At 69.5% G+C, this 23239-nt stretch carries 27 protein-coding genes; 14 read left to right on the forward strand and 13 right to left on the reverse strand.

Annotated elements, in window-relative coordinates; genetic code table 11:
• Positions 1 to 97: 97 nt before the first annotated feature.
• The gene (locus BM004_RS33300; protein WP_093219895.1) at positions 98 to 1051 is read right to left on the reverse strand and encodes a LysR family transcriptional regulator; all 954 of its coding nucleotides are present in this window, start codon (positions 1049 to 1051) and stop codon (positions 98 to 100) included.
• Between the two features lie 275 nt (positions 1052 to 1326).
• Here BM004_RS33300 and BM004_RS33305 point away from each other — a divergent pair, with 275 nt between their 5' ends.
• A complete protein-coding gene (locus BM004_RS33305; protein WP_093219897.1) occupies positions 1327 to 1998 on the forward strand; it encodes a glutathione S-transferase family protein in 672 nt (223 codons plus the stop codon).
• Between the two features lie 71 nt (positions 1999 to 2069).
• Here BM004_RS33305 and BM004_RS33310 read toward each other — a convergent pair whose 3' ends face one another.
• The 3 genes from BM004_RS33310 to BM004_RS33320 form a co-directional block, all read right to left on the reverse strand.
• A complete protein-coding gene (locus tag BM004_RS33310) occupies positions 2070 to 2750 on the reverse strand; it encodes a hypothetical protein (protein ID WP_093219900.1) in 681 nt (226 codons plus the stop codon).
• Positions 2751 to 2861: 111 nt separating this feature from the next.
• Complete coding sequence (locus BM004_RS33315; protein WP_093219902.1) at positions 2862 to 3521, reverse strand: hypothetical protein; 660 nt, start codon at positions 3519 to 3521, stop codon at positions 2862 to 2864.
• A 74-nt stretch (positions 3522 to 3595) separates the two neighbouring features.
• Positions 3596 to 4492 (reverse strand): LysR family transcriptional regulator, encoded by an 897-nt coding sequence (locus tag BM004_RS33320; protein WP_093219905.1) that lies wholly within the window; start codon positions 4490 to 4492, stop codon positions 3596 to 3598.
• Between the two features lie 99 nt (positions 4493 to 4591).
• On the opposite strand from BM004_RS33320, the gene BM004_RS33325 reads away from it, so the two are divergent.
• On the forward strand, positions 4592 to 5458 hold the full coding sequence (locus BM004_RS33325; protein WP_093219907.1) for an SDR family oxidoreductase: 867 nt from the start codon (positions 4592 to 4594) through the stop codon (positions 5456 to 5458).
• Positions 5459 to 5496: 38 nt separating this feature from the next.
• On the forward strand, positions 5497 to 5973 hold the full coding sequence (locus tag BM004_RS33330; RefSeq protein WP_093219910.1) for an SRPBCC family protein: 477 nt from the start codon (positions 5497 to 5499) through the stop codon (positions 5971 to 5973).
• A gap of 82 nt (positions 5974 to 6055) precedes the next feature.
• On the opposite strand, the gene BM004_RS40985 is transcribed toward BM004_RS33330, so the two are convergent.
• Positions 6056 to 6304 (reverse strand): hypothetical protein, encoded by a 249-nt coding sequence (locus BM004_RS40985; protein WP_093334571.1) that lies wholly within the window; start codon positions 6302 to 6304, stop codon positions 6056 to 6058.
• Positions 6305 to 6584: 280 nt separating this feature from the next.
• Here BM004_RS40985 and BM004_RS33335 point away from each other — a divergent pair, with 280 nt between their 5' ends.
• Positions 6585 to 7484: a DUF2272 domain-containing protein gene (locus tag BM004_RS33335; protein ID WP_256220167.1), complete on the forward strand. Its 900-nt coding sequence runs from the start codon at positions 6585 to 6587 to the stop codon at positions 7482 to 7484.
• 25 nt (positions 7485 to 7509) lie between these two features.
• Here BM004_RS33335 and BM004_RS33340 read toward each other — a convergent pair whose 3' ends face one another.
• From BM004_RS33340 to BM004_RS33365, 6 genes are all read right to left on the reverse strand, one after another.
• Complete coding sequence (locus BM004_RS33340; protein WP_093134429.1) at positions 7510 to 7758, reverse strand: DUF3297 family protein; 249 nt, start codon at positions 7756 to 7758, stop codon at positions 7510 to 7512.
• 45 nt (positions 7759 to 7803) lie between these two features.
• Positions 7804 to 8271, reverse strand: coding sequence for a ribonuclease HI family protein (locus tag BM004_RS33345; protein WP_093219914.1), 468 nt, complete (start codon positions 8269 to 8271; stop codon positions 7804 to 7806).
• 7 nt (positions 8272 to 8278) lie between these two features.
• Positions 8279 to 8746, reverse strand: a complete 468-nt coding sequence (locus tag BM004_RS33350) for a hypothetical protein (protein ID WP_093134424.1) — start codon at positions 8744 to 8746, stop codon at positions 8279 to 8281.
• Between the two features lie 110 nt (positions 8747 to 8856).
• On the reverse strand, positions 8857 to 9831 hold the full coding sequence (locus BM004_RS33355; RefSeq protein ID WP_093219917.1) for a Bug family tripartite tricarboxylate transporter substrate binding protein: 975 nt from the start codon (positions 9829 to 9831) through the stop codon (positions 8857 to 8859).
• A gap of 56 nt (positions 9832 to 9887) precedes the next feature.
• Positions 9888 to 10832, reverse strand: a complete 945-nt coding sequence (locus tag BM004_RS33360) for a hydroxymethylglutaryl-CoA lyase (RefSeq protein WP_093219919.1) — start codon at positions 10830 to 10832, stop codon at positions 9888 to 9890.
• Positions 10825 to 11991: a CaiB/BaiF CoA transferase family protein gene (locus BM004_RS33365; RefSeq protein ID WP_093219922.1), complete on the reverse strand. Its 1167-nt coding sequence runs from the start codon at positions 11989 to 11991 to the stop codon at positions 10825 to 10827. Before BM004_RS33365 ends, BM004_RS33360 begins: the two co-directional genes overlap by 8 nt.
• 145 nt (positions 11992 to 12136) lie before the next feature.
• On the opposite strand from BM004_RS33365, the gene BM004_RS33370 reads away from it, so the two are divergent.
• The 9 genes from BM004_RS33370 to BM004_RS33410 all read left to right on the forward strand — a co-directional run bounded on the left by BM004_RS33370 (position 12137) and on the right by BM004_RS33410 (position 20459).
• The gene (locus BM004_RS33370; protein ID WP_177206693.1) at positions 12137 to 13036 is read left to right on the forward strand and encodes a LysR family transcriptional regulator; all 900 of its coding nucleotides are present in this window, start codon (positions 12137 to 12139) and stop codon (positions 13034 to 13036) included.
• 34 nt (positions 13037 to 13070) lie between these two features.
• A complete protein-coding gene (locus BM004_RS33375; RefSeq protein ID WP_093220051.1) occupies positions 13071 to 13811 on the forward strand; it encodes a glutamine amidotransferase in 741 nt (246 codons plus the stop codon).
• 120 nt (positions 13812 to 13931) lie between these two features.
• Positions 13932 to 14570: a CDP-alcohol phosphatidyltransferase family protein gene (locus tag BM004_RS33380; protein ID WP_093219925.1), complete on the forward strand. Its 639-nt coding sequence runs from the start codon at positions 13932 to 13934 to the stop codon at positions 14568 to 14570.
• A 38-nt stretch (positions 14571 to 14608) separates the two neighbouring features.
• A complete protein-coding gene (locus BM004_RS33385) occupies positions 14609 to 15190 on the forward strand; it encodes a glutathione S-transferase family protein (protein ID WP_093219929.1) in 582 nt (193 codons plus the stop codon).
• A gap of 100 nt (positions 15191 to 15290) precedes the next feature.
• Positions 15291 to 17723: a penicillin acylase family protein gene (locus tag BM004_RS33390; protein WP_093219933.1), complete on the forward strand. Its 2433-nt coding sequence runs from the start codon at positions 15291 to 15293 to the stop codon at positions 17721 to 17723.
• Between the two features lie 48 nt (positions 17724 to 17771).
• The gene (locus BM004_RS33395; protein ID WP_093134403.1) at positions 17772 to 18416 is read left to right on the forward strand and encodes a histidine phosphatase family protein; all 645 of its coding nucleotides are present in this window, start codon (positions 17772 to 17774) and stop codon (positions 18414 to 18416) included.
• Between the two features lie 62 nt (positions 18417 to 18478).
• Complete coding sequence (locus tag BM004_RS33400) at positions 18479 to 19441, forward strand: DnaJ C-terminal domain-containing protein (protein WP_093134400.1); 963 nt, start codon at positions 18479 to 18481, stop codon at positions 19439 to 19441.
• Between the two features lie 2 nt (positions 19442 to 19443).
• Positions 19444 to 19761, forward strand: coding sequence for a chaperone modulator CbpM (locus BM004_RS33405; RefSeq protein WP_093134398.1), 318 nt, complete (start codon positions 19444 to 19446; stop codon positions 19759 to 19761).
• A gap of 119 nt (positions 19762 to 19880) precedes the next feature.
• A complete protein-coding gene (locus BM004_RS33410) occupies positions 19881 to 20459 on the forward strand; it encodes a MerR family DNA-binding protein (RefSeq protein ID WP_093219936.1) in 579 nt (192 codons plus the stop codon).
• On the opposite strand, the gene BM004_RS33415 is transcribed toward BM004_RS33410, so the two are convergent.
• Positions 20413 to 22158, reverse strand: a complete 1746-nt coding sequence (locus BM004_RS33415; protein ID WP_093219937.1) for a dipeptidase — start codon at positions 22156 to 22158, stop codon at positions 20413 to 20415. The two genes, BM004_RS33410 and BM004_RS33415, sit on opposite strands and share 47 nt — an antisense overlap.
• Positions 22159 to 22217: 59 nt before the next feature.
• Here BM004_RS33415 and BM004_RS33420 point away from each other — a divergent pair, with 59 nt between their 5' ends.
• Positions 22218 to 22808 carry a DNA-3-methyladenine glycosylase I gene (locus BM004_RS33420; RefSeq protein WP_093219939.1) on the forward strand — a complete coding sequence of 197 codons (591 nt, stop codon included), beginning with the start codon at positions 22218 to 22220 and terminating at the stop codon, positions 22806 to 22808.
• Positions 22809 to 22880: 72 nt separating this feature from the next.
• Here BM004_RS33420 and BM004_RS33425 read toward each other — a convergent pair whose 3' ends face one another.
• Positions 22881 to 23228: an alpha/beta hydrolase gene (locus BM004_RS33425; protein ID WP_093134389.1), complete on the reverse strand. Its 348-nt coding sequence runs from the start codon at positions 23226 to 23228 to the stop codon at positions 22881 to 22883.
• Positions 23229 to 23239: the final 11 nt, after the last annotated feature.

Raw genomic sequence — 23239 nt, forward strand, 5'->3', positions numbered from 1 at the left:
TGTTTGTCTCCTGCAAGGGCGTGTGCTTGCGCCCTTTCGAAGAGACTGTGATCGCGCGGGCCGGACAAATCCAATACTGTCTCGGCATGGCGCGGGATCATTTTTTCTTATGGCTCGCGCCAATCAAGCGCCCTTCGAGGCGGCCGTCGCGCACCATCTCGCGGATCAGCTTCACCAGCATGTCGCGCACCGCCGCTGCCGCCGTGCTCAGCGGCCGGTCGCGCGGCCACACCACGGCCTGCACGCGCGAGAGCTCGGGCCCCACCACGGGCCGCCCCGCAATGGCCTTGGCCGTCACGGCCTCGTGGCAGGGGCTGGGCGGCATGATCGAAAAGGCCAGGCCCTCCTTCACCACGCCCACGAGCATGGCCGGGCTGTTGAGTTCGTAGCGCACGTCGAGCCGGCGGTCGATGGCGTTGGCTGCGCGTTCGATGATCTTGCGCAGGTCGTGCGCGCGGTCGGGCTGCGCCAGCGGCAGGCTGCAGACATCGGAAAAAGCGATCTCTCGCGGCTTGCGGCGCATGGCCGCGTACGCGCCGAAGAGCATGAAGCGTTCTTCGAAGATGGGCAGCGACTCCATGCCCAGCAGCTCTGAGGGGCTGGGCATCACGGCCAGGTGCGCCTGCCCCGACTCGACCAGCGCGGACGCCTCGAACGACAGCCCCTCGCGCACCGTGAGCTCCACGCCCGGGCACTGCGCGGCCACCGCCTTGAACAGCGGCGCCACCAGCGTGCCCGCCAGCGAGCCGGCCACCCACAGCCGCACCGCGCCGGTGGGCCGGGCCTCGCCGCCGTCGACGATGTCTTCCTTGAGTGCGTCGGCGCGCGCCAGCAGCTCGGTGGCGCTGGCCAGCAGGCGATGGCCGGCGGCCGTGAGCTCGACGCCGCGCGGGCGGCGCTCGAAAAGAGGGCTGCCCAGGTCTTGCTCGAGCGAAGAAATGTTCTGGCTCAGCGCGGGTTGCGCGATGTTCAGGTGCTCCGAGGCGCGCGAAAAGCTGCGGCTGCGCGCAATCTCGACGAAGTACCTGAGCTGGCGAAGGGTGACGTTCATGCGGGGTGCTCCTGCGTGCATCCTAAGCACCCGGCGTGCGCTCGCCAGTGGGGTCGGTGCCGAGCCCGCGCAGGAGGCCGCAGACAGACACGCGTTTGCAGACGGCCTCCAATGCGTGCAACGTGTGCAAAGGGCTGTGGGCTTCGGCAGAGGCATTGCCAAGGTGCCTTCGCCCCGCGCTTAATTCACCAACCCCACGAGACGCAGGCCCGGCGACTGACGATCTGGATTTGCCTGATGCCCGCGCACAGCACTCTTCGAAAAAAGCACTCACGATGACCATCACCATCACCGCTTTCGAACGCTCGCCCGACGGCGGCAAGGGCCTGGCGCGCGACACGCGCGTGCGCTGGGCACTGGAGGAAGCCGGCCAGCCCTACGAGGTGCGCCTGGTGTCCTTCCGCGCGATGAAGGAGGCCGCGCACCTGGCGCTGCATCCCTTCGGCCAGATCCCCACCTTCGAGGAAGGCGAGCTTGCGCTGTTCGAGACGGGCGCCATCGTGCTGCACATCGCCGAGCGCCACCCGGGCCTGTTCCCCGCCGATGCCAACGCAAGGGCACGCGCCGTCATGTGGATGTTCGCGGCGCTCAACACGGTCGAGCCGCCCATCCTCGAAATAGTCACCGTCAAGTTCGTGGAAGGCGACAAGCCCTGGAAGGCCGAGCGCCTGTCGCTCGTCGAGGACCGGGTGCGCGCCCGGCTGACCCCACTGGCCGCTCGCCTGGGCGACGCCGAATGGCTGGACGGCGGCTTCAGCGCAGGCGACCTGCTGATGGTGTCGGTGCTGCTCCGGTTGAGGCCGTCGGGCCTGCTGAACGAGTTTCCCAGCCTGGCTGCCTATGTCGCTCGCGGCGAAGCGCGGCCGGCCTACCAGCGGGCGTTTGCCGCGCAACTGGCGATCAACGCGGCCCCCGCGCCCCCCGCGCCCCTCCTTTCGGCAGGCTGACGGGGCGCACTTCATGGCCATGCGCGAACTGGGCAACGATGCCCAGGCCGAAGCCCGCCCTTCTGTCCAGGTCAGTTCACCGCGAAGCAGTACATCAGGCCCGCGCTGCCGCTCATCTTGAGCTGGTCGACGCTGCAGCCGCGCGTGCCGTGCGAGGAGTTCCACGACGCGTTGGCCACCGGGTCGGGGTTGGTGCCCTTGTGGTCGTGGTGACCCACGATGGCGGAGCCGCCGTCGCTCCTGGTCCAGTTGCCGCAGGTGGTGTCCTTGCCGGGATCGGGCACGGCCACGGTGCCGTCGGGGCGCGAGCCGGTGAGGATGTCGTGGCGGTTGACCGCATCGCCGAAGCCGGAGACAACCTCGCCCTTCTCGTTCAGCGAGGTGTCCTTGCCGACCTTGGCGTTGGCGCTGTGCAGGTCGGCCACGCTGGTCGCGACGACGACGCCCTTGGCGTTGGTCCACGGCCCGGTGCCGATGCGGTCGCGCGCGTTGGCGGCCGGCTGCCCGTTCATGGCAGCGGTGCTCAAGTAGGCGTGCCAGGTCTTGTTTCCCGCCCCGGCGCTGGTCGCCAGCGACTGGCAGAAGCGGTCGGCGCCAGCCACGCCACCAAGGTCACCGCCCTTGCCGGGGTTGGCGCTGGTGATGAAGAAGCTCATGGGGTTGCCGCCCGACGAGCCCATGGCACCGCAACCGACGATCAGGGCGGCAGCTGCGACGGCGGCGCCGGTGTAGAGAACGAAGCGACGGGACATCGGAAGACTCCTGTGGACTGTTGGAGCCGGGAGGCTACCGCACCGTCTTGTCAGCGGCAACCCGAGCCGGCCCTCATGCGACGACCGTCACTCGGCGACACGCGCCACGGCCTATCGCCCTTCTTCTTTCCAAAGCGTTGCCTCGGGCAGCACTGCCGCGTTCGCATCGAGCGAGAACTTGTCGTGAAGCAAACGCCAGCAACCGAACGGCAGCTTGGCACGCATGTAGTAACTGCCGAAGCCGCTGCCGCTCAATTGCGGCGGCGCCCCCGTGTGTTCCTCCAGGACGATGGCTCGCCAGCGGCTCACGTCCAGCAGCTCGCCCGTCTTGGCGTTCCAGCCCAAGTCGACGGGTGCCGTCAGCACTTCGGGGCTGGCCGCCTGGCAGCGAGCGAGCGTTGCGACGTGCAGCTCCGGGTCCTTGAATGCCGGGATGCGCGCGATGGCCAGCAGCTCGAAGCCCATCCCGATGAACACCGGCGCAACGTCGGCAACGCCCATGCCGAGCAGGGCTGCAAGCGCCCAGTAGTCCGCATCGCCCTTGTCGAGGCGCGTCGCGCAGGCAGCGGCAAAAGCCGATGCGTCGGCGCGCCAGACCTTGGCGAACGGGGCCAGGCTGTTTTTCAGCAGCCCGGCTTCGTGCATGGCGCCGAGCACGTTGATGTGGTCGTCGACCGTGTCGCTGACCGAAGCGCGTGTGGCCGCGGCGGCCAGGGCCCAACGGCCCTTGTCGGCGGATTCTTCCGCGAGTTTGATGAGTTTCTTTTGCATGCCTGGGGCTGCGCGGGTGGGCCGCGCGCGGTGAATGACGGTTCGTGCGGGAAAACTGTAGCTGCCCGCGACTTTCAATCGATGAAGGACGCCAGCTCATCGGGCGATCCGACGGGAAATGCCTCTTTCAGGAAGTCCAGGAACGCTGAAACGCGGCTGCTCAGCAACCTGCGAGACGGATACAGCGCCCAGAGCGCGATCTCGGGCCCTTCGACATCGCCCCAGTGCGCCAGTCTCCCCGCACGCAAGTCCTGCGTGACCAGCGACAAGGGCAGGCGCGCGGCCCCGACGCCCGCCCTGACCGCGTCACGCACCATGAACAAGGAGGACAGGCGCAGCACAGGCTCCACGGCGATGCGCTTCGTGCCGGACGGACCGGTCATCTCCCATGTCGAATTCGGGTCCGCTGCGCCGCTTTCACGCACCACGGCAGGCGCAGGCGCGGTGCCTGCCGGCAGCGCGAGCGTCGGGCTCGCGACCACGACGAGCCGATCCCTCAGGAAGATCCGCCCCACCAGGCGCGCATCAGGGTCCGGGTTCACGCGGATCACCACGTCATAACCCTCTTCCACCATGTCGACTGCGCGGTCCTCCGTCGTGACCTCGAGCCGGACGTCTGGGTACTTCAGAGCGAACCGAGCGGCCAGCTTGCCCATGGCGGCCTGCGAGAAGAGCAGCGGCGCACTCACCTTCAACCTGCCGCGCGGCGCCTCAGCGCCGGACGCGATGGCGGCCGCGGTTTCGTCGAGTTCCGTCAGCAGCCCCGAGGTTCTCTCGTAGAGCGCGCGGCCTTCCTCGGTGAGCTTCAGGGTGCGTGCGCCCCGCTCGAACAGGCGCAGGTTGAGCCCGCTTTCCAGGTCGGCGACCCGGCGCGACAGGGTCGCCTTGGGCCGCCCGGACTCGCGGGCAGCGCGCCCGAAGCCGCCGTGACGCGCCACAAGGTTGAAGTCGGTGAGGGCAAGGAGGTCCATACGTTCCAACAGTGAGACGAGGTGTCCAAATATAGGGGCTATCGGTCCGTCGGTGGAACTTTGAAGATCGAGGCTCCTTCAACGAACCGGAGCAATTCCATGACCATCCTCATCACCGGCGCCAGCGGCAACGTGGGCCGCCAGGTCGTCCAGCAACTCGTCGACCGCGGTGCCACAGTGCGCGCACTCGTGCGCGATCCGTCCAAAGCCACCTTCCCTGATGGCGTCGAAGTCGTGCAGGGCGACCTGCTGGACGTGGCGGCGCTGCGCCGCGCCTTGGCGGGGGTTTCCACGCTGTTCCTGCTCAACGGGGTCGTCCCGGACGAGTTCACCCAGGCCCTTGTCACGCTCAACCTGGCGCGCGATGCGGGGATCGAGCGCGTCGTCTACCTGTCGGTGATTCACAGCGACAAGTACCTGAACGTTCCCCACTTCGCGGGCAAGTTCGGGGTGGAGCGGATGCTCGAGCAGATGGGCTTCGGGGCCACCATCCTGCGGCCGGCCTACTTCATGCAGAACGACCTCACGATCAAGGATGTGGTGCTCGGGCATGGCGTCTACCCGATGCCGATCGGCAGCAAGGGGCTCGCCATGATCGACACGCGAGACATCGCGGAGATCGCCGCCGTCGAACTGCTGAGCCGCGACGCGTCCGGGCCGCTCCCGCTCAAGCGCATCAACCTGGTCGGTCCCGACACGCTGACGGGCACCGGCATGGCCGAGACCTGGTCGGCCGTGCTGGGCCGCCCCGTCGTCTACGGCGGCGACGACACCGCGGGCTTCGAGAAGAACCTGCTGAACTTCATGCCGAGCTGGATGGCCTACGACATGCGCCTCATGACCGAACGCTTCCTGTCGGACGGAATGACGCCGGAGGCCGGTGACGTGGAGCGCCTGACGAAGCTGCTGGGGCGCCCGCTGCGCTCGTACCGCGACTTCGCTTCCGAGCTTTCCGCCTCGGCCTGAGCGGCCGTTCCGATCAACACCAACCAGAGAATTTCACCATGATCCATTCAACCGCCACCGTTGCCGTGAACCCGGACGGAGAGACCCCGCTGACCCGCGAACAGGCCTGGAAGGGCCTCGAGTTGAAAGCGCGCGATGCGCGGCTCTTCCTGCCGCCCGGCCTGTGCACGCGCTGCGACGTCGTGGAGGAAAGCGCCACCCACTTCGTGCGCGAGGCCACGATTGCCGGCGCCGAGCTGCGCGAAATCATCACGCTCGAGCCTCAGCGCAAGGTCACCTTCTTCCAGGCGACCGGTCCGCGCGAAGGCGCGATCGTCAACGAGCTGTTCGAGGATGCGGCCGGCGAGCTGCAGCTTCGGTTCTATTGCTACATCGGCCTGCGCGGCAAGGAACCTGGCGGCCCCGAGGAACAGGCCGAGCAGGCGCAGTTCGACAGTGCGGACAAGGGCTACAAAAGCGCCCTGCTGTCGACGCTGAAGCGCACGCGTGAGCTGCTCGCCCAGGGCAAGCTGTGAGCGCCGGGCCATGAGCATGCAACGCGATGCGAGTGGCCTTGCTGAACCTTGCTGAGCCCGCCGGGGCCAGGCAGCATCGGCCTCAGACGCGCTTGTCGACCAGATGCTGGAGTGCGGCTTCGAGCAACGCCCAGTTCGCAAAGAAGTACACCTTGTCCGTGCGGTCCCAGCGAGCGCCGAACTCGCGCAAGGTCATGGCGACGCTGGAAAGACTCCCGAGAAGCGCGGGCTTGGGGGCGCCATACGGCTCGGCGAAGTCCCCGACAGCGCAGCCGACCTGGCTTGCAAGTCGCTGGACTCGATCTGTCACATGGGGCGAGGGAACAAACATCGCCCTGATTCTGATCGAAGCGCGCGCGCCGTTGGACGCCGCCGGCTCCCATGAATGATGGATTGCGGAACGCGCGCCGGTGCTGCCTTCGTTCTCGCCGGCACGGCGCGCCCCGTGGTGAATACGAAGCGCGGCGGCGCCGGGCTATGCTCGCCGGCACATGCCGCCACGCCACGCTTTCTTCTCTTCTTCACGCTGCACGGGCACTGTGCTCGCGGCCCTTTGGCTCGCGGGCGCCCCCGCGCTGGCCTTCGCCGCGCCGGGCTGCCTGGACACCGCCATGCAATCCCCCTCCCCGTCACGCGCGCTCGCCATGGCCACCTTCGCCGTGCAGGAGCACGAAGCCTTCGGCGGCCAGACGATGGACGCCGAAGGCCGGATGACCCAGGCCGGCGACGCCGAGGCCGAGGACACGCGCCACACGGTGCCCAGCCTCGCGCCCTGGCAGCGGGTGCTGGGCTACTGGCAGGCGGTCGACCCGCGGCTGCCCACGCAGGTGCGCTACGGCGCGCTGCGCCCGGCCAACCGGCACCTGCTGATGCAGGCACTGAACGAGGCAACGGCCGGGCGGCTGCAAGGCCTGGGGGTCGGGCCCGACGAGGGGCTGGAGTCGAACGAGCTGCGCGCGGTGCAGGTGGCGCTGGCGCGGGCCTCGGTGATCGACACGCCGTGGTCGGCCGCCTTCGTCAGCTGGCTGGCGCGGCAGGCGGGGCTGGCGGAAGACGAGTTCGTGTTCTCGGAGGCGCACGTCGACTACGCGGGCGCCGCCTGGCAGGCCGGCGCAGAGGAATCGGCGGGCCGCCCCACGCGCTATGCGATGCGCGCCTGCGACCTGACGCGCACGCCGCCACGCGTGGGCGACCTGGTGTGCCAGGCGCGCGGCGCGGGCGCCGAACTGGACACCTTCGACAAGATTGGCGAGGTGCTGGCCACGCGCGACACCGGCGGCGAGGCGCTGCCGATGCATTGCGACGTGGTGGTGGCGGTGGACGCCACGGGGTTCGAAGCGGTGGGAGGCAATGTGCTGCAGTCGGTCACGCGGCGGCGGCTCGACTTTGCGCCGGGCACGCGCTGGCTGGACCCGAGCTACCTGCCCGAGGGATGCACACCGGGCGTTGCCGGGTGCATCGACCGCCACATGAGCCGCCAGCCCTGGTCGCTGCTGCTGCAGTGGCGGTGACGGCGGCTGTGACGGGCGCGCCGGCTTACTTGTAGTAAGCCTCGACGGTGCCCTTGAGCTTGATCAGCAGCGGCTTGCCCTTGCGGTCGAGGGTCTTGCCGGCGGGCACCTTGACCCAGCCTTCGCTGATGCAGTATTCCTCGACGTCGAGGCGGTCCTTGCCGTTGAAACGGATGCCGATGTCGTGCTCGAAGACGGCGGCCACGTGGTGCGGGCTGCGCGCGTCGATGGAAAGGTGGTCGGGAAGGGGTGGGCGGGGAGTAGCTTCTGTCATGGCGCGTGATGATAGGGGTTCCCGCACCTGTTGCCGCGCCGGGGCCTATCGGCGCTTCTTTCCGGGACGGGCCGGCGGCTTGGGCGCAAAGCCCAATGCGGCGCGGGCCAGCGCGTCGGCCTCGCCGTTGCGGTGGCGCGGAATCCATTGCACCTGCGCGTGCTCGAAGCTGCCGAGCAAGGCGCGGGCATCGTCGAAGAGCTCGGCCATGCGCGCGATCGGTTTGGTTTCGGTCGCGCCGAGCTGTTCCACCAGGATGCTGTTGTCGCTGTAGGCCCGCACGGCGGTGACACCGCGTGCGCGCAGGTCCTGCAGCGCGAGCGTGAGCGCGCGCAACTCGGCCTCGTTGTTGCAGCCGATGGCGTGCGTGGCTTGCGAGAGCGTGTGGCGCGTGCCGTCCGGCGCGGTGATGACGGCGCCGATGCCCATGCGCCCGGGGTTGGGCATGGCGCTGCCGTCGCAATACACGGTCCAGGCAGAGCCTGCCGGCCCGCCGCTGTCGCTCGCGCTCATCCGGCCTTCAGCAGTTGCTGCGCTTGATGCCCGCCAGGTTCTGGCAAGGCCGCTGGCCGGGCGGTGGGCCGGGGTCGCGCAGGTGCGGCGGCGGCCTGCGGATGGGGCGCGCGCCGTCGTAGTACGGGTCGGGGCTCAGGATGACGACGGGCGGGTCGGCGGCCGGCTGCTGCTGCTGCAGCTCCTGCGTACCGGCGGGGTAGCGCGGAATGATGGCGGGGCCCGACGGCGGGTTGGCGGCCACCTGGGCGGGTGGCGGTGCCGGTGACGCGGATGGCGCAGCGTAGTCGGGCCGGCGGTTGGGGTCGGGCGCCGGCGCTTCCAGGATCTGCACCTGGCGCGACTGCTTGCTGCCCGCCGGGCACTCGACGTTGGTGTACGAGATGGCCCCCTTGGCATCGGTGCAGCGCACCACTTCCGCGTGCGCGCCCGCCGCGGCGGCGAAGATCGACAGGAACAGTGCCAGGGAACGCATCGGTGAATGGACCTGGTCGGGTTGCAGGTCGGCGGCGAAAGATGCGCCAACTGTAGCCGCACCCTGCCTGCCTTGCGAGCCCCCGGCACCCGGCCCCACTCACCGCATCGTCATTCCGGCTGGATGCCGGCCGCGCGAATCACCTGCCCCCACTTCTGCGACTCGGCCGCCTGGAACTGCGCAAGCCCCTCGGGCGTGCTGGTCACGGCTTCGCCGCTGGTGGTGGTCTGGTAGGCGACCACGGCGGGCGCGGCTGAGACCTTGATCATCATCTCGTTGAGCTTGTGCGTCACGGCCGCGGGCGCGCCCGGCGGCAGGTACACGGCCGTCCAGTACGACATGTCGTAGCCCTTCACGCCGGCCTCTTCCACGGTGGGCAGCGCCGGCACGGCGGCGAGCCGCTTGTTGCCGCTGACAGCCAGCGCGCGCAGCTTGCCGCCCTTGACCTGCGGCAGCGCGGTGGGCGCGTCGGCGAACATGAAGTCGACCTGCCCGCCCAGCAGGTCGGTGATGGCCAGCGGGTTGCTCTTGTAGGGCACGTTCACCATGTCGATGCCGGCCATCTGCTTGAGCAGTTCGCTGGCCACGCGGCTCGACGAACTGCCGCTGCCGAAGTTGAGCTTGCCGGGCGACTTCTTCGCCGCGGCCACCAGGTCGGCCACCGACTTGATGGGCGACTCGGCATTCACCAGCAGCAGCATGTGGCCCTTGGACAGCAGCGTGACCGGGGTGAAGTCTTTCACCGGGTCGTAGGGCAGCTTCTTGAACAGGTGCTCGTTGGCCGCGTGCGTGGTGTTGGTGGTCATGAGCAGGGTGTAGCCGTCGGGCGCGGCCTTGGCCACATACTGCGCGGCAATGAAGCCGCTGGCGCCGGCCCGGTTGTCCACGATGACGGGCACCTTGTACTCGGCGCCCAGCGCCTGCGCCATGCTGCGTGCCTGCTGGTCGGTGCCGCTGCCGGCGCCGAAGGGCACGACGATGGTGATGGGCTTGCTCGGGTACGGCTGCGCGTGCACCGGGGCGGCGGCCAGCACGGCCGCGCAGAGCGCCGAGGCGGCACAGAGCCGGGAGAAGAAGGTCTGCATGTCGTTGTCTCCTGTGGAATGTTTTTTTATTCGGCTTGCGCGGTGGCGTGATGCGCTCAGTGCCGGAACCGGCCCAGCGTGCCGGCCCGCATGAGCTTGCCCGGCAGCGGATGGCCGACGATGTCCTCGGCCAGTTGCGCGCAGCCGATGAGCGCCTCGAGGTCCACGCCGGTCTCGATGCCCATCTCTTCGCACATGAAGGCCAGGTCTTCGGTGCAGATGTTGCCGGCCGCGCCGGTGTGGCCCGCGAACGGGCAGCCGCCCAAGCCGGCGCAGGCGCTGTCGAAGGTGTCGATGCCCATCTGCAGGCCCATGAGCGCGTTGGCCATGGCCGTGCCGCGCGTGTCGTGCAGGTGCAGGCCCAGCCGCAGCTCGGGCCAGCGCTCGCGCACGGCGCCGACCACCGCGGCAATGGCGTTGGGCTGGGCCCAGCCCACGGTGTCGGCCAGTCGCAGGATGGGCAGGCGCAGGCCGAACTCGGCCATGGTGTCGAGCATCTGCGCCACGCGCTCGACCACGGTGGCCGGGGCGATCGCGCCTTCGAGGTTGCAACCGAAGGCCGTGGTGACGATGCCGCGCGTGACCGCAATGCCGTGGTCCACGCAGAACGCCAGCGTTTCGCGCTGGGCCTCGCGCAGCGCGGCCAGGCCCTTGCCGTTGTTGCGCACCGAGAAGGCCTCCGACGCGCTGGTGCCGATGGTGCCTTCGATGTCGAGCTGCGTGCGCATGGCGCGCTGCATGCCGCGCAGGTTGAGCCACAGGCCCGAGTAGCGCACGCCTTCGCGCTTGCGGATCGAGCGGGCGACCAGCTCGGCGTCGGCCATGCCGGGCACGCGCTCGGGGTTGACGAAGGACACGCATTGCACCTCTTCGAGCCCCGTCTCGGCCAGCGCCTCGATCAGGCGCACCTTGTCGGCCGACGCAATGGGGCCGGCCTCGATCTGGAAGCCCTCGCGCGGGCCTTCCTCATGCAAGTGAACGCGGCGTGGCAAGTCAGACATGCGCGGCTCCCTGGTCTTTCTGTGGCGGCATGGCGGGCGCGCCGAACTCCGCGTTGTGCTGGCCCAGCCGCGGCGCCACCGCGCGGTGCGATGGACGCGCACCGTCGATCGACAGCGGCAGCGCGGTCAGCCTGAAGTCTTCGCCCGGCACCGCCTGCAGCATGCCCAGCGCCTCGACCTGCGGGTGCGCGATGGCCTCGGGCACGGTGTGCACCGGCGCGCAGGGCACGCCGGCCGCGGCGAAGCGCGCGGCCCAGTCGTCGCGGGTGCGTGCGCGCAGCAGCGGCACGATCTGCTCGAACAGCGCCGCCTTGTGGCGCAGCCGCTGGCGGTTGGTGGCAAAACGCTCGTCGGCGGTCCAGTCGCCGTGGCCGAGCTCGTTGGCGAACTTGGCGAACAGCCGGTCGTTGCCGCAGCACACGAGCAGCGGCGCGTCGGCGGTGTCGAAGGATTCGTAGGGCACGAAGCCCGGGTGGCCCGAGCGGTGGCGATCGGGCAGGCGGCCTTCGTTGGCATAGGCGTCGGCCTTCTGGCCGGTCCAGACCAGCGCCGTTTCGAGCAGCGAGGCGCTCACCACGCCGCCCTTGCCGGTGGCGTGGCGCCGCTGCAGCAGCGCCAGCGCGCCGATCACGGCCCACATGCCGGTGCCCTGGTCGCACACCGAGGCGCCGGTGCGCAGCGGCGGGTCTTCGGGGCCGCCGTTGATGCTCGACAACCCGCTGAAGGCCTGTATCAGCGGCTCGTAGCCCGGCTGCATGGCCAGCGGGCCGGCGTGGCCGAAGGCGGATATCTCGCAATAGACGAGGCGCGGGTGGCGCGCGCACAGCGCCGGGCCGTCGATGCCCATCGATTGCGTGACGCCGGGGCGCAGGTTGTGGATGAGGATGTCGGACTCGCCCGCCAGCCGCTCGAACACCGCCATGCCGTCGGCGCTCTTGAGGTCGATGGCCACCGACTTCTTGCCGCGGTTGAACACATGAAAGTTGAGCGCGTCGCCGTGCCGGAAGGCCGGGCCCATGTGGCGCGCGTCGTCGCCGCCTTCGGTGCGTTCGAGCTTGACCACGTCGGCGCCCAGGTCCGCGAGGATCGCCCCCGCGAACGGCCCGGCCAGCACCTGTCCGAGTTCGAGCACCCGGATGCCTTCCAGTATTTTCTGCATGTCTGCTGCCTGCTTTCAGGCCCGTGTCTCAGGCCCGTTGTCTCGTTTCGGTGGCGCCAGTCTGGGCTTCCCGCATTGATCTGGGAAGACGAATATTTCTATATCTGTGATAACTTGAGTGGATCAATCCACAAGGGATGCGCCCGTGCGAATCGACATCACGCTGCAGCAGCTGGAGGCCTTCGCCGAAGTGGCGAAGACCTCGAACTTCCGCGCCGCCGCGCTCGCGCTGCATGTGTCGCAGCCCGCGCTGAGCCGCACCATCCGCATCGTCGAAGACCTGGCCGGCGCGCGGCTGTTCGACCGCGACACGCGCCACGTGGAGCTCACGCCCGCCGGGCGCGAGCTGCTGCCGATTGCGCTGCGCATCCTGGAGAACTTTCACAGCTCGTTCAGCGAGCTGTCGCAGTTTCTCGAGGGCCGAAGCGGGCACCTGACCATTGCGGCGCTGCCCTCCATCGGCGTGGCCGTGCTGCCCCATGCGATCGCGGAGTTCCGCCGCAGCCACCCGCAGGTGGCGTTCTCGCTGATGGAAGGCCCGGCCGAGCTGGTGCGCTCGGCCGTGGACGAAGGCCGGGCCGACTTCGGCATCAGCGTGCGCCCCGGCCCGCAGGAGCCGATGCTGTACCGCCACCTGATCGACGACCCGTTCATGCTGCTGTGCCGGCGTGACGACCCGCTGGCGGCGCGGGCGACGGTGGCGTGGTCGGTGTTCGCGACGCGGCCCTTCATTGCCAGCGGCTTTCGCAGCAGCATCCGCCCGATCACCGATGCGGCCTTTCTCCAGCGCGGGCTGCAGGTGGTGCCGGCGCTGGAGTACCCGAGCGTGGCCGCGGCCGGCGCGCTGGTGGCCGCGGGCCTGGGCATCACGGCGCTGCCGCGGCTGGCGCTGCAGCTCACGCGCAACGACGACCTGGTGACGGTGCCGCTGCAGCGCCCGGCCATGTCGCGGCCCATCGGGCTCATCACCCGCGCGGGCCGGTCGCCCTCGCCCGTGGGCCGGGCCTTCATGGACCTGCTGCATCGCCGGGAAGCCGCCCGCTGAACCTGTGCTTTCGGGCTGCGGCATGATCGCGGGCATGGAAAAAACGCCCCCGCATCCGCTCGTCATCGTCAAGGTTGGAAGCACTTTCGAAGCCCTTCGCGCAGAGCGCGGCGACTTCGAGCACTGGATTGCCGACGGGCTGGACACGCAGGCGCTGCCGATCCTGGTGATCGACCCGCGCCGCGGCGACACGCTGCCCGACGCGCAGGCGGTGTCGGGCGCGGTGGTGACGGGCTCGCACGCGATGGTGTCGCATCGCGAGCCCTGGAGCGAAACCACCGCCGCGTGGCTCGCGCAGCTGGTGGCGCGCCGCACGCCGGTGCTGGGCATCTGCTACGGCCACCAGCTGCTGGCGCATGCGCTGGGCGGCGAGGCGGGCAACCACCCGCAGGGCGCGGAAGTCGGCACCGTCACGGTCACGCTCGACGAGGCCGCCGCCACCGACGCGCTGCTGCGCGGCCTGCCCGCGGAGTTTGCGGCGAACGTGGTGCACTGGCAGAGCGCTTTGCGCCTGCCCGAAGGCGCGGTGCGCCTGGCCGGCAACGACCACGAGCCCGTGCAGGCCTTTCGCGTGGGCGAGAACGCCTGGGGCGTGCAGTTCCACCCCGAGTTCGACGCCGACACCATGCGCGGCTACATCGACATGCTGGCCGACGGCCTGCGCACCGAAGGCGCCGACCCCGCCGCGCTGCGCGAGCGCGTGGCCGCGACCGATGCGGCGGCCGGACTGCTCGGGCGCTTCGCGCGCATCGTCGAAGCGCACGAAGGCGTTTGAAGCCGGGGCGGCCGGTTCGGCCTGGCGCCGCCTTTTCGTCGGATCGCGACTACAAAAAGCCCCCCGCGCTTCGGTTAAGGTGCGGTCCATTCGCCGTTTCCGAAACATTCCGACCACTTCATGACCACCCCTTCTCCCACGCCCCCCCGCAAGCATTTTTCGATGATCCGGGAGTTTCACCTTGCCGACGTCTTCACGCTCGGCAACGCGGCATGCGGGGTGGGCGGCGTGTTCCTGGCAATGGCCTTCATGGCGAGCCAGTCGCTCGCGCAGTTCCTGTGGGCGGCGGCGCTGGCGCCGGCGGCCTTCATCTTCGACGTGTTCGACGGCCGCATCGCGCGCTGGCGCCAGACGCAGTCGGCGCTCGGGCGCGAGCTCGATTCGCTGGCCGACATCATCTCCTTCGGCGTGGCCCCGGCTGCGCTGGGCTTCGCGGCCGGCCTGAACGGCGGCTGGGACTGCATGCTCCTGATCTATTTCGTGTGCTGCGGCGTGAGCCGGCTCGCGCGCTACAACGTGACTGCCGAGGCGCTCTCCGAAGGCGCCAACAAGGTGAAGTACTTCGAGGGCACGCCCATTCCCACCAGCGTGGTGCTGGTGGGCGTGCTCGCGTACGCGGCCTGGCAGGGCCACATCGGCAATGCGCTGTGGGGCGGCGCCTGGGTCGTCGGCCCGTGGCAGCTGCACCCGCTCACGCTGATGTTCGCGCTGTCGGGCACGCTCATGATCAGCAAGACGCTGCGCATCCCCAAGTTCTGAATTCCCTCGAGACCAGGCAAGGCCCAGGAGACACACCGATGACCATGAAGCTGTACTTCGATCCGCACAGCCGCTCGCAGGTGGCCAGGTGGATGCTCGACGAAGCCGGTGTCGACTACGAGATCGTCACCACGCTGCTCAAGGAAAAGGCGCACAAGAAGCCCGAGTTCCTGAAGATCAACCCCGCCGGCAAGCTGCCCGCGCTGGTGGACGGGCGCACGCGCGTGTTCGAGAACGCGGCCATCTGCATGTACGTGGCCGAGAAGTTTCCCGGCAAGCGGCTGGCACCGCCCGTGGGCTCGCCCGAGCGGGGCCGCTACCTGTCGCTGATGGTCTATTCCACCTCGCAGCTGGAACCCTCGATGGGCGACAGCCTGCTGAAGGTTCGCAGCAACAACAGCGCGCGCGGCTGGACCGATTTCGAGGAAGCCAAGGACGCGGTCGAGCGCGAACTGGGCGACGGGCCCTACCTGTTCGGCGCGCAGTTCACGGCGGCGGACGTGATGATCGGCTCGATGTTCATCTGGCACCGCGCTTTTGGCGGGCGCTCGAACCGGCCGAAGATCGATGCCTACATCCACCGGCTGCAGGCGCGCCCCAAAGGCATGAAGTTCGGCTGACCATGGCGCGGCGCGGCGTGGCGCGCTGGTGACAACGCGCGGCGGCGGGCACGTCTTTTAATCGGATCCCGGTCTTATTCGAGAACAACACGCCCGCACCATGACACCCAAGAAGACAACCGCCCCGCTCTCGCGCTCCCCTTTCTCGCGCTTTTCGCTGACGGCGCTCGCCCTAGGCTCAGCCGCCCTGCTGGCCGCCTGCGCCAGCGCGCCGCCGCCCGGCGCCCGCAGCGTGACCATCGAGCGCACCACCTTCGGCATCGCGCACATCACGGCGCCCGACTACGAAGGCCTGGCCTACGGCAGCGCCTACGCGCACGCGCAGGACAACGTCTGCCAGACCGCCGAGCACCTGCTCACGCTGCGCGGCGAGCGCTCGCAGTTCCTGGGCGCGCAGAACACGGGCGACCTGGGCCTGGGCCGCGTGCCCAACGCGCAGATCGACCTGTTCATCCGCTATCACATGGACGACGCGGCGCTGGCCCGCGCGGGCGCCACCACCAGCCCCGAGGTGCAGGCCGCCTTGCGCGGCTACGTGGCGGGCTACAACCGCTACCTGCAGGACGCAGGCGCGAACGGCGGCCAGGGCCTGCCCGCCGCCTGCCGCGGCAAGCCGTGGGTGCGCCCGATGACGCCCAACGACCTGGCGCGCGCCACCGAGCAATCGATGATCCAGGGCGGCCTGGGCGCGCTGGCCGGCGCGGTGCTGGCCGCCGTGCCGCCGGTGCCCGGCACCAAGACCGGCGCCGCGCCGGTCGACCTGAAGGAAGCCGTCGCCGAAATCGGCCGCCACAGCTTCAACGCCAACCCCGAGGGCGGCGAACTGGGCTCCAACGGCTGGGCCTTCGGGCGCAACGCCACGCCGGACGGCCGCGGCCTGCTGCTGGGCAATCCGCACTTTCCGTGGAACGGCACCAACCGCTTCTGGCAGATGCACCTGACCATTCCCGGCCAGCTCGACGTGATGGGCGCCACCGGCGGCCTGAGCCCGGTGGTGTCGATCGGCTTCAACAAGGACGTGGCCTGGACGCACACCGTGTCGACCGGCAAGCGCTTCACGCTGTACGAGCTCAAGCTCGACCCCAACGACCCGACCGTGTACTGGGTAGACGGCCAGCCGAAGAAGATGGTGGCGCGCACCGTGGTGCTGCCGGCCGCCGCCACGGATGGCAACGGGCCCGCCGTTCAGCACACCTTCTATGCGACCGACTGGGGCCCGGTGATCTCGCTGCCGCGCGCCGGCCTGGGCTGGACCGCGCAGAAGGCCTACGCCATCCGCGACGCCAACACGCTCAACGTGCGCTCCGCCGAGAGCTGGATGCAGATGGCGCGCGCACGCAACGTGGCAGAGCTGCGCGCCGCCATGGGCAACCAGGGCATGCCGTGGATCAACACCATCGCGGCCGACCGCGACGGCAACGCGATGTACGCCGACCTGTCGGTGGTGCCCGACGTGTCGGCCGACATGCTGCGCGCCTGCGCCCCCTCGCCCGCCGCCGCCGCGCTGCTCAACGCGGCCGGCCTGCCGGTGCTCGACGGTTCGCGCAGCGCCTGCGCCTGGAACCGCGACGCCGCGGCGGCCGCGCCCGGCATCATCGCGCCGGCGCGCATGCCGGTGCTGGTGACGCCCGACTACGTGCAGAACAGCAACGACAGCTTCTGGCTCGCCAACCCGCGCGTGGCGCCGATGGCCGGCGTGTCTCCGCTGGTCGGCCCCATCGGCGTGCCGCAGCGGCTGCGCACGCGCAGCGCCGTCATGGAAATCGAAGGCCGCCTGGCCGGCAACGACGGCCTGCCGGGCAACCGCATGGGCGCGGCCGAGCTGCGCAGCGTGATCTTCCGCGACAGGAACCTGGCCGGCATGCTGGTGATGGACGACCTGCGCGCGGCCTGTGCCGGCGCGGGCGCATCGCTCACGGTGGAGCAGTCGCAAGGCTGCCGCGTGCTGGGCGCATGGGACCGCACCAGCAACGCCGACTCGAAGGGCGCCGCGCTGTTCCGCGAGTTCTGGCGCAAGGCCAAGGACATTCCGAAGGTGTGGCGCCAGCCCTTCGACCCGGCACAGCCCGTGACCACGCCGGCCGGCCTGGACATGGCCACGCCCGCCACGCGCGAAGCGGTGTTCAAGGCGGTGGGCGACGCCGTCGCCACGCTGCGCACCGCCGGCTTCGCGGCCGACGTGGCGCTGGGCGTGCCGCAGTCGCGCCTGGTGCGCGGCCAGCAGATTGCGCTGCACGGCGGCGACGAGTTCGAGGGCGTGCTCAACAAGCTCGAGTCGCAGGGGCAGTCGCTGATCGATCCGAAGGGCTACAACGTCAACTACGGCAGCAGCTACATGCAGGTCGTGACCTTCGACGAGCGCGGCCCGGTTGCGCAGGGCCTGCTCACCTACGGCCAGAGCAGCGACCTGGCTTCACCCCGCGCCTACGACCAGCTTCCGCTGTTCGCGGCCAAGCAGTGGCATGCGCTGCCGTTCCACCCGGCCGACGTGCAGGCGCAGCGCGAAGGCAAGCCGCTGCAGCTGGCCTATTGAGCTCACAGCCATGAGCTCACAGGCATGAGCCCACCGATACTGCAAACCATGTCATCACAGAACCCACCCACCCACACCGCCGCCGGCGGGCTCGACGAGCTGATCCGCATCGCCCAGGCGCAGCCGCTTGCGCCGGCCTGCGACCACTTCTACTTCCTGCGCCACGGCCAGACCGGCCGCAACGCGCAGCGCGTGTTCCAGGCGCCCGACGAGCCGCTGAGCGAACTGGGCCTGCAGCAGGCCGCGCGGGCGGCCGAGCTGCTGGCGGGCGAGCCGATCCGCACCATCGTGTGCAGCGACGCGCGGCGCGCCTTCGACACGGCCCACACCGTGGCCGCCTCGCTGCGCCTGACGCCCACCGCGCACGAGACGCTGCGCGAGCGCAACTTCGGCGCGCTCATCGGCACCTCGTCGGCCAACATCGACTGGGCCTGCGAGCCCGAGGGCGGCGAAACGCTCGCGCAGTTCGTGACGCGCAAGCGCGCCGCGCTCGACGCCGCGCTGCAGCAGCCCGGCCCGGTGCTGGTGGTGGCGCACGGCGGCACGCTGTACGTGCTGGCGGCGCTCTTGGGCGTGCCGGTCGATTTCCAGTTGATGGGCAATGCGCAGCCATTGCGATTCGAACGCACAGGCCCCACATGGGGCGTAACGCCGCTGTTGCGGCATGCCGACGGCGAGGCGTCGCTGGCCTAGCGCCGACCCGGCGCCCGAGCCCAGACCCGCCAAGCCGTCCACCCAACGAACCGCCACACACCATGGATTTCAAGGACTACTACAGCGCCCTGGGCATCGAGCGCACCGCGTCCGACGACGAAGTGCGCAAGGCCTACCGCAAGCTCGCCCGCAAGTACCACCCCGACGTCAGCAAGGAGCCCGACGCCGAGCAGCGCATGCGCGACATCAACGAGGCCAAGGACGTTCTCGGCGACAAGGAAAAGCGCGCCGCCTACGACGCGCTGGCCGACCGCGTTGCGCGCGGCGGCCACCCCGAAGGAGGCTTCCAGCCGCCGCCGGGCTGGGATGAGGGCTTCGAGTTCCACCGCGGCCCGCGCCAGGGCCCGGCCGACCACGCCGATTTCAGCGAGTTCTTCTCGTCGCTGTTCGGCGAGGCCGAGCGCCGCGGCGCCACGCGGCAGAACTTTCGCGCGCGCGGCGAAGACCACCATGCGGCCATCGAGATCGCGCTGGAAGACGCGCTCAACGGCGTCGAGCGCGAGATCACGCTGCGCGCACAGACCGTCGACGCGCAGGGCCACCCGCAGTGGGAGAACCGCACGCTCAGCGTGAAGATCCCGCCGGGCGTGCACCCGGGCCAGTTCATCCGCCTCGCGGGGCAAGGCATGCCGGGCCACGGCGGCGAAGGCGCGGGCGACCTGTACCTCGAGGTGCGCATTGCGCCGCACACGCTCTACCGCGTGGAAGAGCGCGACCTGTACATGACGCTGCCCGTCACGCCCGCCGAGGCGGCGCTGGGCGCGCAGGTGCAGGTGCCCACGCCCACGGGCGGCGTGGTCGAGGTCACGGTGCCGCGCAACGCGCGCAACGGCCTGAAGCTGCGGCTGAAAGGCCGCGGGCTCGCGGGCAAGACACCGGGCGACCTGTACCTGCTGATCGACATCGCCCTGCCGCCCGCCGACAGCGACGAGGCCCGCAAGGCCTACGAACAGCTGGCGCAAGCCACGGCATCGTTCCACCCACGCCAGCATCTGGGAGTCTGAGCATGGTGAATTTCACACTGACAACCACCACCGCCATCAGCGCCTCGCAGCCGCTAGCGGCCAACGAGCTGGCGCACGCCGTCGGCGCCGACACCGCGTGGGTCGTGCAGCTGGTCGAGGTCGGCATCCTGCACATCGAAACCACCGAGACGCAGCCCGAGCGCTGGCAGTTCTCCAGCGCCGACCTGCAGCACGCGCTGGAAGCGCGCCGGCTGGAGCGCGACTTCGGCGTGGGGCTCGACGCCGCGGCGCTGATTCTCGACCTGCAGCACGAGGTGCGGCGGCTCAAGGCCGTGCTGCACGCGCACAGGTTGGGGTAGGCCGTCGATGCGCCTCGCGAGGCGCATCGCCCTTTCGGCGCCAGGGGAAAACGGCCCGGCCGCTTGACCTTGACACCGTGCGAGACGGAAGACTTCGAGCCTCTTCAACAGGAGGTCGCATGAACCCTCGCACCCACGACACCAGCGCCACCGCCAACGCACCGCAGGCGCGCCCCGAAGCAGGCACGCCCGACCACGCCGCGGACGACGGCCGTCGCTTCGGCATCGACGAACTCATGGCCCGCGCGGGTGTCTCGCAGCGGCTGCTGCACCAGTGCGAGGCCCGCGGCCTGTTGCGCGGCGCCGGACGCATCGGCACTTCCGAAGCCCGGTACACGCAGGAACACATCAGCGTGCTGCGCTTCACCCGCAGGGCCTACGCACTCGGCTTCGGCATGAGCGACATCGCCAGGCTGCTCGCGCTTCGCCAGGACACGCACCGCATGAGCGCCGACGTGAAGCGCATCGCCCTGACGCGCACCGAAGCACTCGAATCGCGCATCGAGGAACTGCAGGCGGCGAAGCGGGTGCTCGAGCGCCTGGCCAGCCTGTGCCTGGGCGACCACCAGCCCGCCTGCCCCATCCTGGACGAACTGCTCGAGCTAAAAGGGTTCGCCCTGCTGCAGCCCGCGCAGACGGCCCGGCCAGTGCCTACTGCATCTGCTGCAGGTTGCCGATGCGCACCAGCATCTCGGTGAACATCTGCATGTCGGCGTCGAGGTCGGGCACTTCCTTGTATTCCTTGGCGTTGTGCGCCGTGTACTTCTTGGCCGGCATCGCGGGGCCGAAGTTGATGGCGTTGGGCATCAGCTTGGCGGTGGTGCTGCCGGCCGTGGGCACGGGCTTGGCCTCGAGGCCGGTGGTGTCGCCGTAGATGTTCAGCAGCGTGGACAGCCACGCGCCCTTGGGGTCGCGCGCCATCCAGTTGCCCTGGTCGTAGACCACCTCGAGCTTCACGCCGTTGGCGCTCGCCCATGCGTCGATCTTCGACGTGACCTGCGCCTTCAGTTCGTCGGGCGTGCGGCCGCGCGGCATGCGCACGTTGACCGTGACCTCGAGCTGCCTGTCGTCCTTGCCCATGCGCACGAGGTTGGGCGAGAAGGTCAGCGGGCCCATGAAGTCGTCGGCGTAGCCCAGGCCCATCTTCTCGCCGAGGTAGCCGGTGCCGTACAGCGCGTCGATGTACTTCACGGCCTCCAGGTAGTGGTTGGCGGCCAGCGGCGCGCCGCTTTCCTGCAGGAACAGCGCGAGGCGCGGCAGCGGGTTCACGCCTTCCTCGGGGCGCGAGCCGTGCGCCGAAACGCCCGTGACCTTGAGCTCGATGCTGTCGGCCCCGCGCGCGATGTCGATCGAAAACTTGCCGCCCTGCCCTTCGTACTTCTGCAGGAAGCCCGGCTTGGCGGCCTCGAGCTTTGCCGCGATGCCCGCGAGGTCGCCGCCCTTGAGCGTGGCCGTTGCGGTCTGCGAGATCGCATTGGCCGATGCGGCCCCGCTCATCGCCGTGATGGCCGTCGATGCGTCATCGGCCGGCTCGGCCGCAAACAGCACCTTCAGCGCGCCCGAGCCCTTCTCGGCCACCACCGCCGGGTACTTGCTGTCGAGCACGATGTTGTAGGCCGGCAGCTGCGTTTTGATGCGGTAGTACTGCATCGCGTCGCCGCCGGTTTCCTCGGTGGTCTCGATCATCAGGCGGATGCTGCGATCGATGGGCAGGCCGCTGTCCTTCACGGCCTTCATAGCGTAGAGCACGGCGGCGATGGAGCCCTTGTCGTCGATGGTGCCGCGGCCGTAGAGAAAGTCGCCCACGCGCTGCATCTTGAACGGGTCGAGCCGCGTGCCGTCGTCGAGCACCCATTCGGACAGCACCGCGGGCACCACGTCAGCATGCGTGAGGATGCCGAACTCCTCGCTGCCCTTGCCCTTCAGGCTGACTTCGAAGATGCGGTTGTCGACATTGCGGTACGCAAGGCCGAAGTCGCCCGCCATCTTCTCGACCAGCTTGCCGAACTCGAGGATCTGCGGGCTTTCATGGGGCGGCACCTGCACGTTGCGCACCGTGGGAATCGCCACCATGGTGCCGATGCTCGCGATCACGGCCTGCTGGTTCTGCAGGCGGTTGTACAGGCCGAGCAGGCGCGCGATGTTCACGAGGTCGTCGCCAGCCAGCGCCTTCCTGGCACGGTACGCGGCCACGCCCGGCTTCAGCGCGGGCTCGGCCTTGGCGGCCTGCGCGAGAAAGGCATTGAAGTTCGCGGGGGGCTTGCCCGCTTGCCACGCGGCGGCGAGCCGGTCGAGCTGGGGCTTCCTGAGCACGTCGGCGTGCGCGCCTGCACCCGGAAAACCGAGGCCGAGCACAACCGCCGACAGGGCAGACAATGAAAATCGAAAATGCTGCATCCGCGTGACCCCTCGTTCCAGAACAACCTCCCGACCATAGCCGAGCGAAGACCCGAACAATGAGTAACACCACCGACAAGATCCGCTGCGCCTGGGCCCGGACCGACCCGCTGCTGGCGGCCTACCACGACGCCGAATGGGGCGTGCCCGAGCACGACAGCCGCGCGCTGTGGGAGAAGCTCATGCTCGACGGCTTCCAGGCCGGGTTGTCGTGGCTCACCATCCTGCGCAAGCGCGACGCCTTCCGCAAGGCGTTCAAGGGCTTCGTGCCCGAGAAGATCGTCAAGTTCACCGAGGCCGACATCGAGCGGCTGCTGCAGGACGCCGGCATCGTGCGCTCGCGCTCGAAGATCGAGGCGACCATCGGCAACGCGCGCGCCTACCTCGCAATGCAGGCGGCGGGCGAAGACTTCTCGGCATTCATCTGGGGCATGGCCGGCGGCAAGCCCATCGTGAACCGCACCGGCAGCGTGCCGGTGAAGACGCCACTGTCGGAAGAGATCTCGGCGGCGCTGAAAAAGCGCGGCTTCAAGTTCGTCGGGCCGGTGATCGTCTATGCGTGGATGCAGGCCACGGGCATCGTGGACGACCACGCGCACGACTGCCACCGGCACGGGGCGAAGCACAAACACAAGCCCGAAGCCCAATGAAAAAACCGGACGCTGCTTTCGCAGGGTCCGGTTTTGGGCACGGGAATCGAAGCGGCTTGCGCCGCCTTCAGATCACAGGCCGGCTTGGCGCGTGAAGGTGCGGGCCTTGGCTTGCGCGGGCACCACGCTGTCGGCGAACGATTCGCGGCGCAGGTTCTGGCCGGGAGCGTGAGCGGCAGCCACGGCTTCGGTGCGGATGGTGGCGCGGTCGGCCGATGCGGTCAGGGCGGGTGCCACGGCCGACGAGACGCCGTCGCCGTACACGTTGCCGGCGCGAGCGGCTGCAACGGCTTGGGGTGCCACGTCGGCACGGCTGTAGCCGGAGGTCACGGCTTGCACGCCTTCGTAGGTTTCTGCGTGGGCGCCGGCGGCGGCGAGCAGGGACAGAGCGGCGGCGGCGAGGATGTTCGAGGTCTTCATTTCAGTTCTTT

The sequence above is a fragment of the Variovorax sp. OK212 genome, assembly GCF_900112425.1.
Taxonomy (GTDB): Bacteria; Pseudomonadota; Gammaproteobacteria; order Burkholderiales; family Burkholderiaceae_C; genus Variovorax.

Bases quoted from the DNA above. Each gene is read 5' to 3' on its own strand.
- BM004_RS33355 (WP_093219917.1), bottom strand. From the start codon at position 9,831: ATGCAGACCTTCTTCTCCCGGCTCTGTGCCGCCTCGGCGCTCTGCGCG.
- BM004_RS33330 (WP_093219910.1), top strand. From the start codon at position 5,497: ATGATCCATTCAACCGCCACCGTTGCCGTGAACCCGGACGGAGAGACC.
- BM004_RS33300 (WP_093219895.1), bottom strand. From the start codon at position 1,051: ATGAACGTCACCCTTCGCCAGCTCAGGTACTTCGTCGAGATTGCGCGC.
- BM004_RS33365 (WP_093219922.1), bottom strand. From the start codon at position 11,991: ATGCAGAAAATACTGGAAGGCATCCGGGTGCTCGAACTCGGACAGGTG.
- BM004_RS33420 (WP_093219939.1), top strand. From the start codon at position 22,218: ATGAGTAACACCACCGACAAGATCCGCTGCGCCTGGGCCCGGACCGAC.
- BM004_RS33360 (WP_093219919.1), bottom strand. From the start codon at position 10,832: ATGTCTGACTTGCCACGCCGCGTTCACTTGCATGAGGAAGGCCCGCGC.
- BM004_RS33350 (WP_093134424.1), bottom strand. From the start codon at position 8,746: ATGCGTTCCCTGGCACTGTTCCTGTCGATCTTCGCCGCCGCGGCGGGC.
- BM004_RS33305 (WP_093219897.1), top strand. From the start codon at position 1,327: ATGACCATCACCATCACCGCTTTCGAACGCTCGCCCGACGGCGGCAAG.
- BM004_RS33425 (WP_093134389.1), bottom strand. From the start codon at position 23,228: ATGAAGACCTCGAACATCCTCGCCGCCGCCGCTCTGTCCCTGCTCGCC.
- BM004_RS33335 (WP_256220167.1), top strand. From the start codon at position 6,585: ATGCAATCCCCCTCCCCGTCACGCGCGCTCGCCATGGCCACCTTCGCC.
- BM004_RS33315 (WP_093219902.1), bottom strand. From the start codon at position 3,521: ATGCAAAAGAAACTCATCAAACTCGCGGAAGAATCCGCCGACAAGGGC.
- BM004_RS33395 (WP_093134403.1), top strand. From the start codon at position 17,772: ATGTCATCACAGAACCCACCCACCCACACCGCCGCCGGCGGGCTCGAC.
- BM004_RS40985 (WP_093334571.1), bottom strand. From the start codon at position 6,304: ATGTTTGTTCCCTCGCCCCATGTGACAGATCGAGTCCAGCGACTTGCA.
- BM004_RS33340 (WP_093134429.1), bottom strand. From the start codon at position 7,758: ATGACAGAAGCTACTCCCCGCCCACCCCTTCCCGACCACCTTTCCATC.
- BM004_RS33390 (WP_093219933.1), top strand. From the start codon at position 15,291: ATGACACCCAAGAAGACAACCGCCCCGCTCTCGCGCTCCCCTTTCTCG.
- BM004_RS33410 (WP_093219936.1), top strand. From the start codon at position 19,881: ATGAACCCTCGCACCCACGACACCAGCGCCACCGCCAACGCACCGCAG.
- BM004_RS33375 (WP_093220051.1), top strand. From the start codon at position 13,071: ATGGAAAAAACGCCCCCGCATCCGCTCGTCATCGTCAAGGTTGGAAGC.
- BM004_RS33325 (WP_093219907.1), top strand. From the start codon at position 4,592: ATGACCATCCTCATCACCGGCGCCAGCGGCAACGTGGGCCGCCAGGTC.
- BM004_RS33405 (WP_093134398.1), top strand. From the start codon at position 19,444: ATGGTGAATTTCACACTGACAACCACCACCGCCATCAGCGCCTCGCAG.
- BM004_RS33400 (WP_093134400.1), top strand. From the start codon at position 18,479: ATGGATTTCAAGGACTACTACAGCGCCCTGGGCATCGAGCGCACCGCG.
- BM004_RS33320 (WP_093219905.1), bottom strand. From the start codon at position 4,492: ATGGACCTCCTTGCCCTCACCGACTTCAACCTTGTGGCGCGTCACGGC.
- BM004_RS33345 (WP_093219914.1), bottom strand. From the start codon at position 8,271: ATGAGCGCGAGCGACAGCGGCGGGCCGGCAGGCTCTGCCTGGACCGTG.
- BM004_RS33415 (WP_093219937.1), bottom strand. From the start codon at position 22,158: ATGCAGCATTTTCGATTTTCATTGTCTGCCCTGTCGGCGGTTGTGCTC.
- BM004_RS33385 (WP_093219929.1), top strand. From the start codon at position 14,609: ATGACCATGAAGCTGTACTTCGATCCGCACAGCCGCTCGCAGGTGGCC.
- BM004_RS33310 (WP_093219900.1), bottom strand. From the start codon at position 2,750: ATGTCCCGTCGCTTCGTTCTCTACACCGGCGCCGCCGTCGCAGCTGCC.
- BM004_RS33380 (WP_093219925.1), top strand. From the start codon at position 13,932: ATGACCACCCCTTCTCCCACGCCCCCCCGCAAGCATTTTTCGATGATC.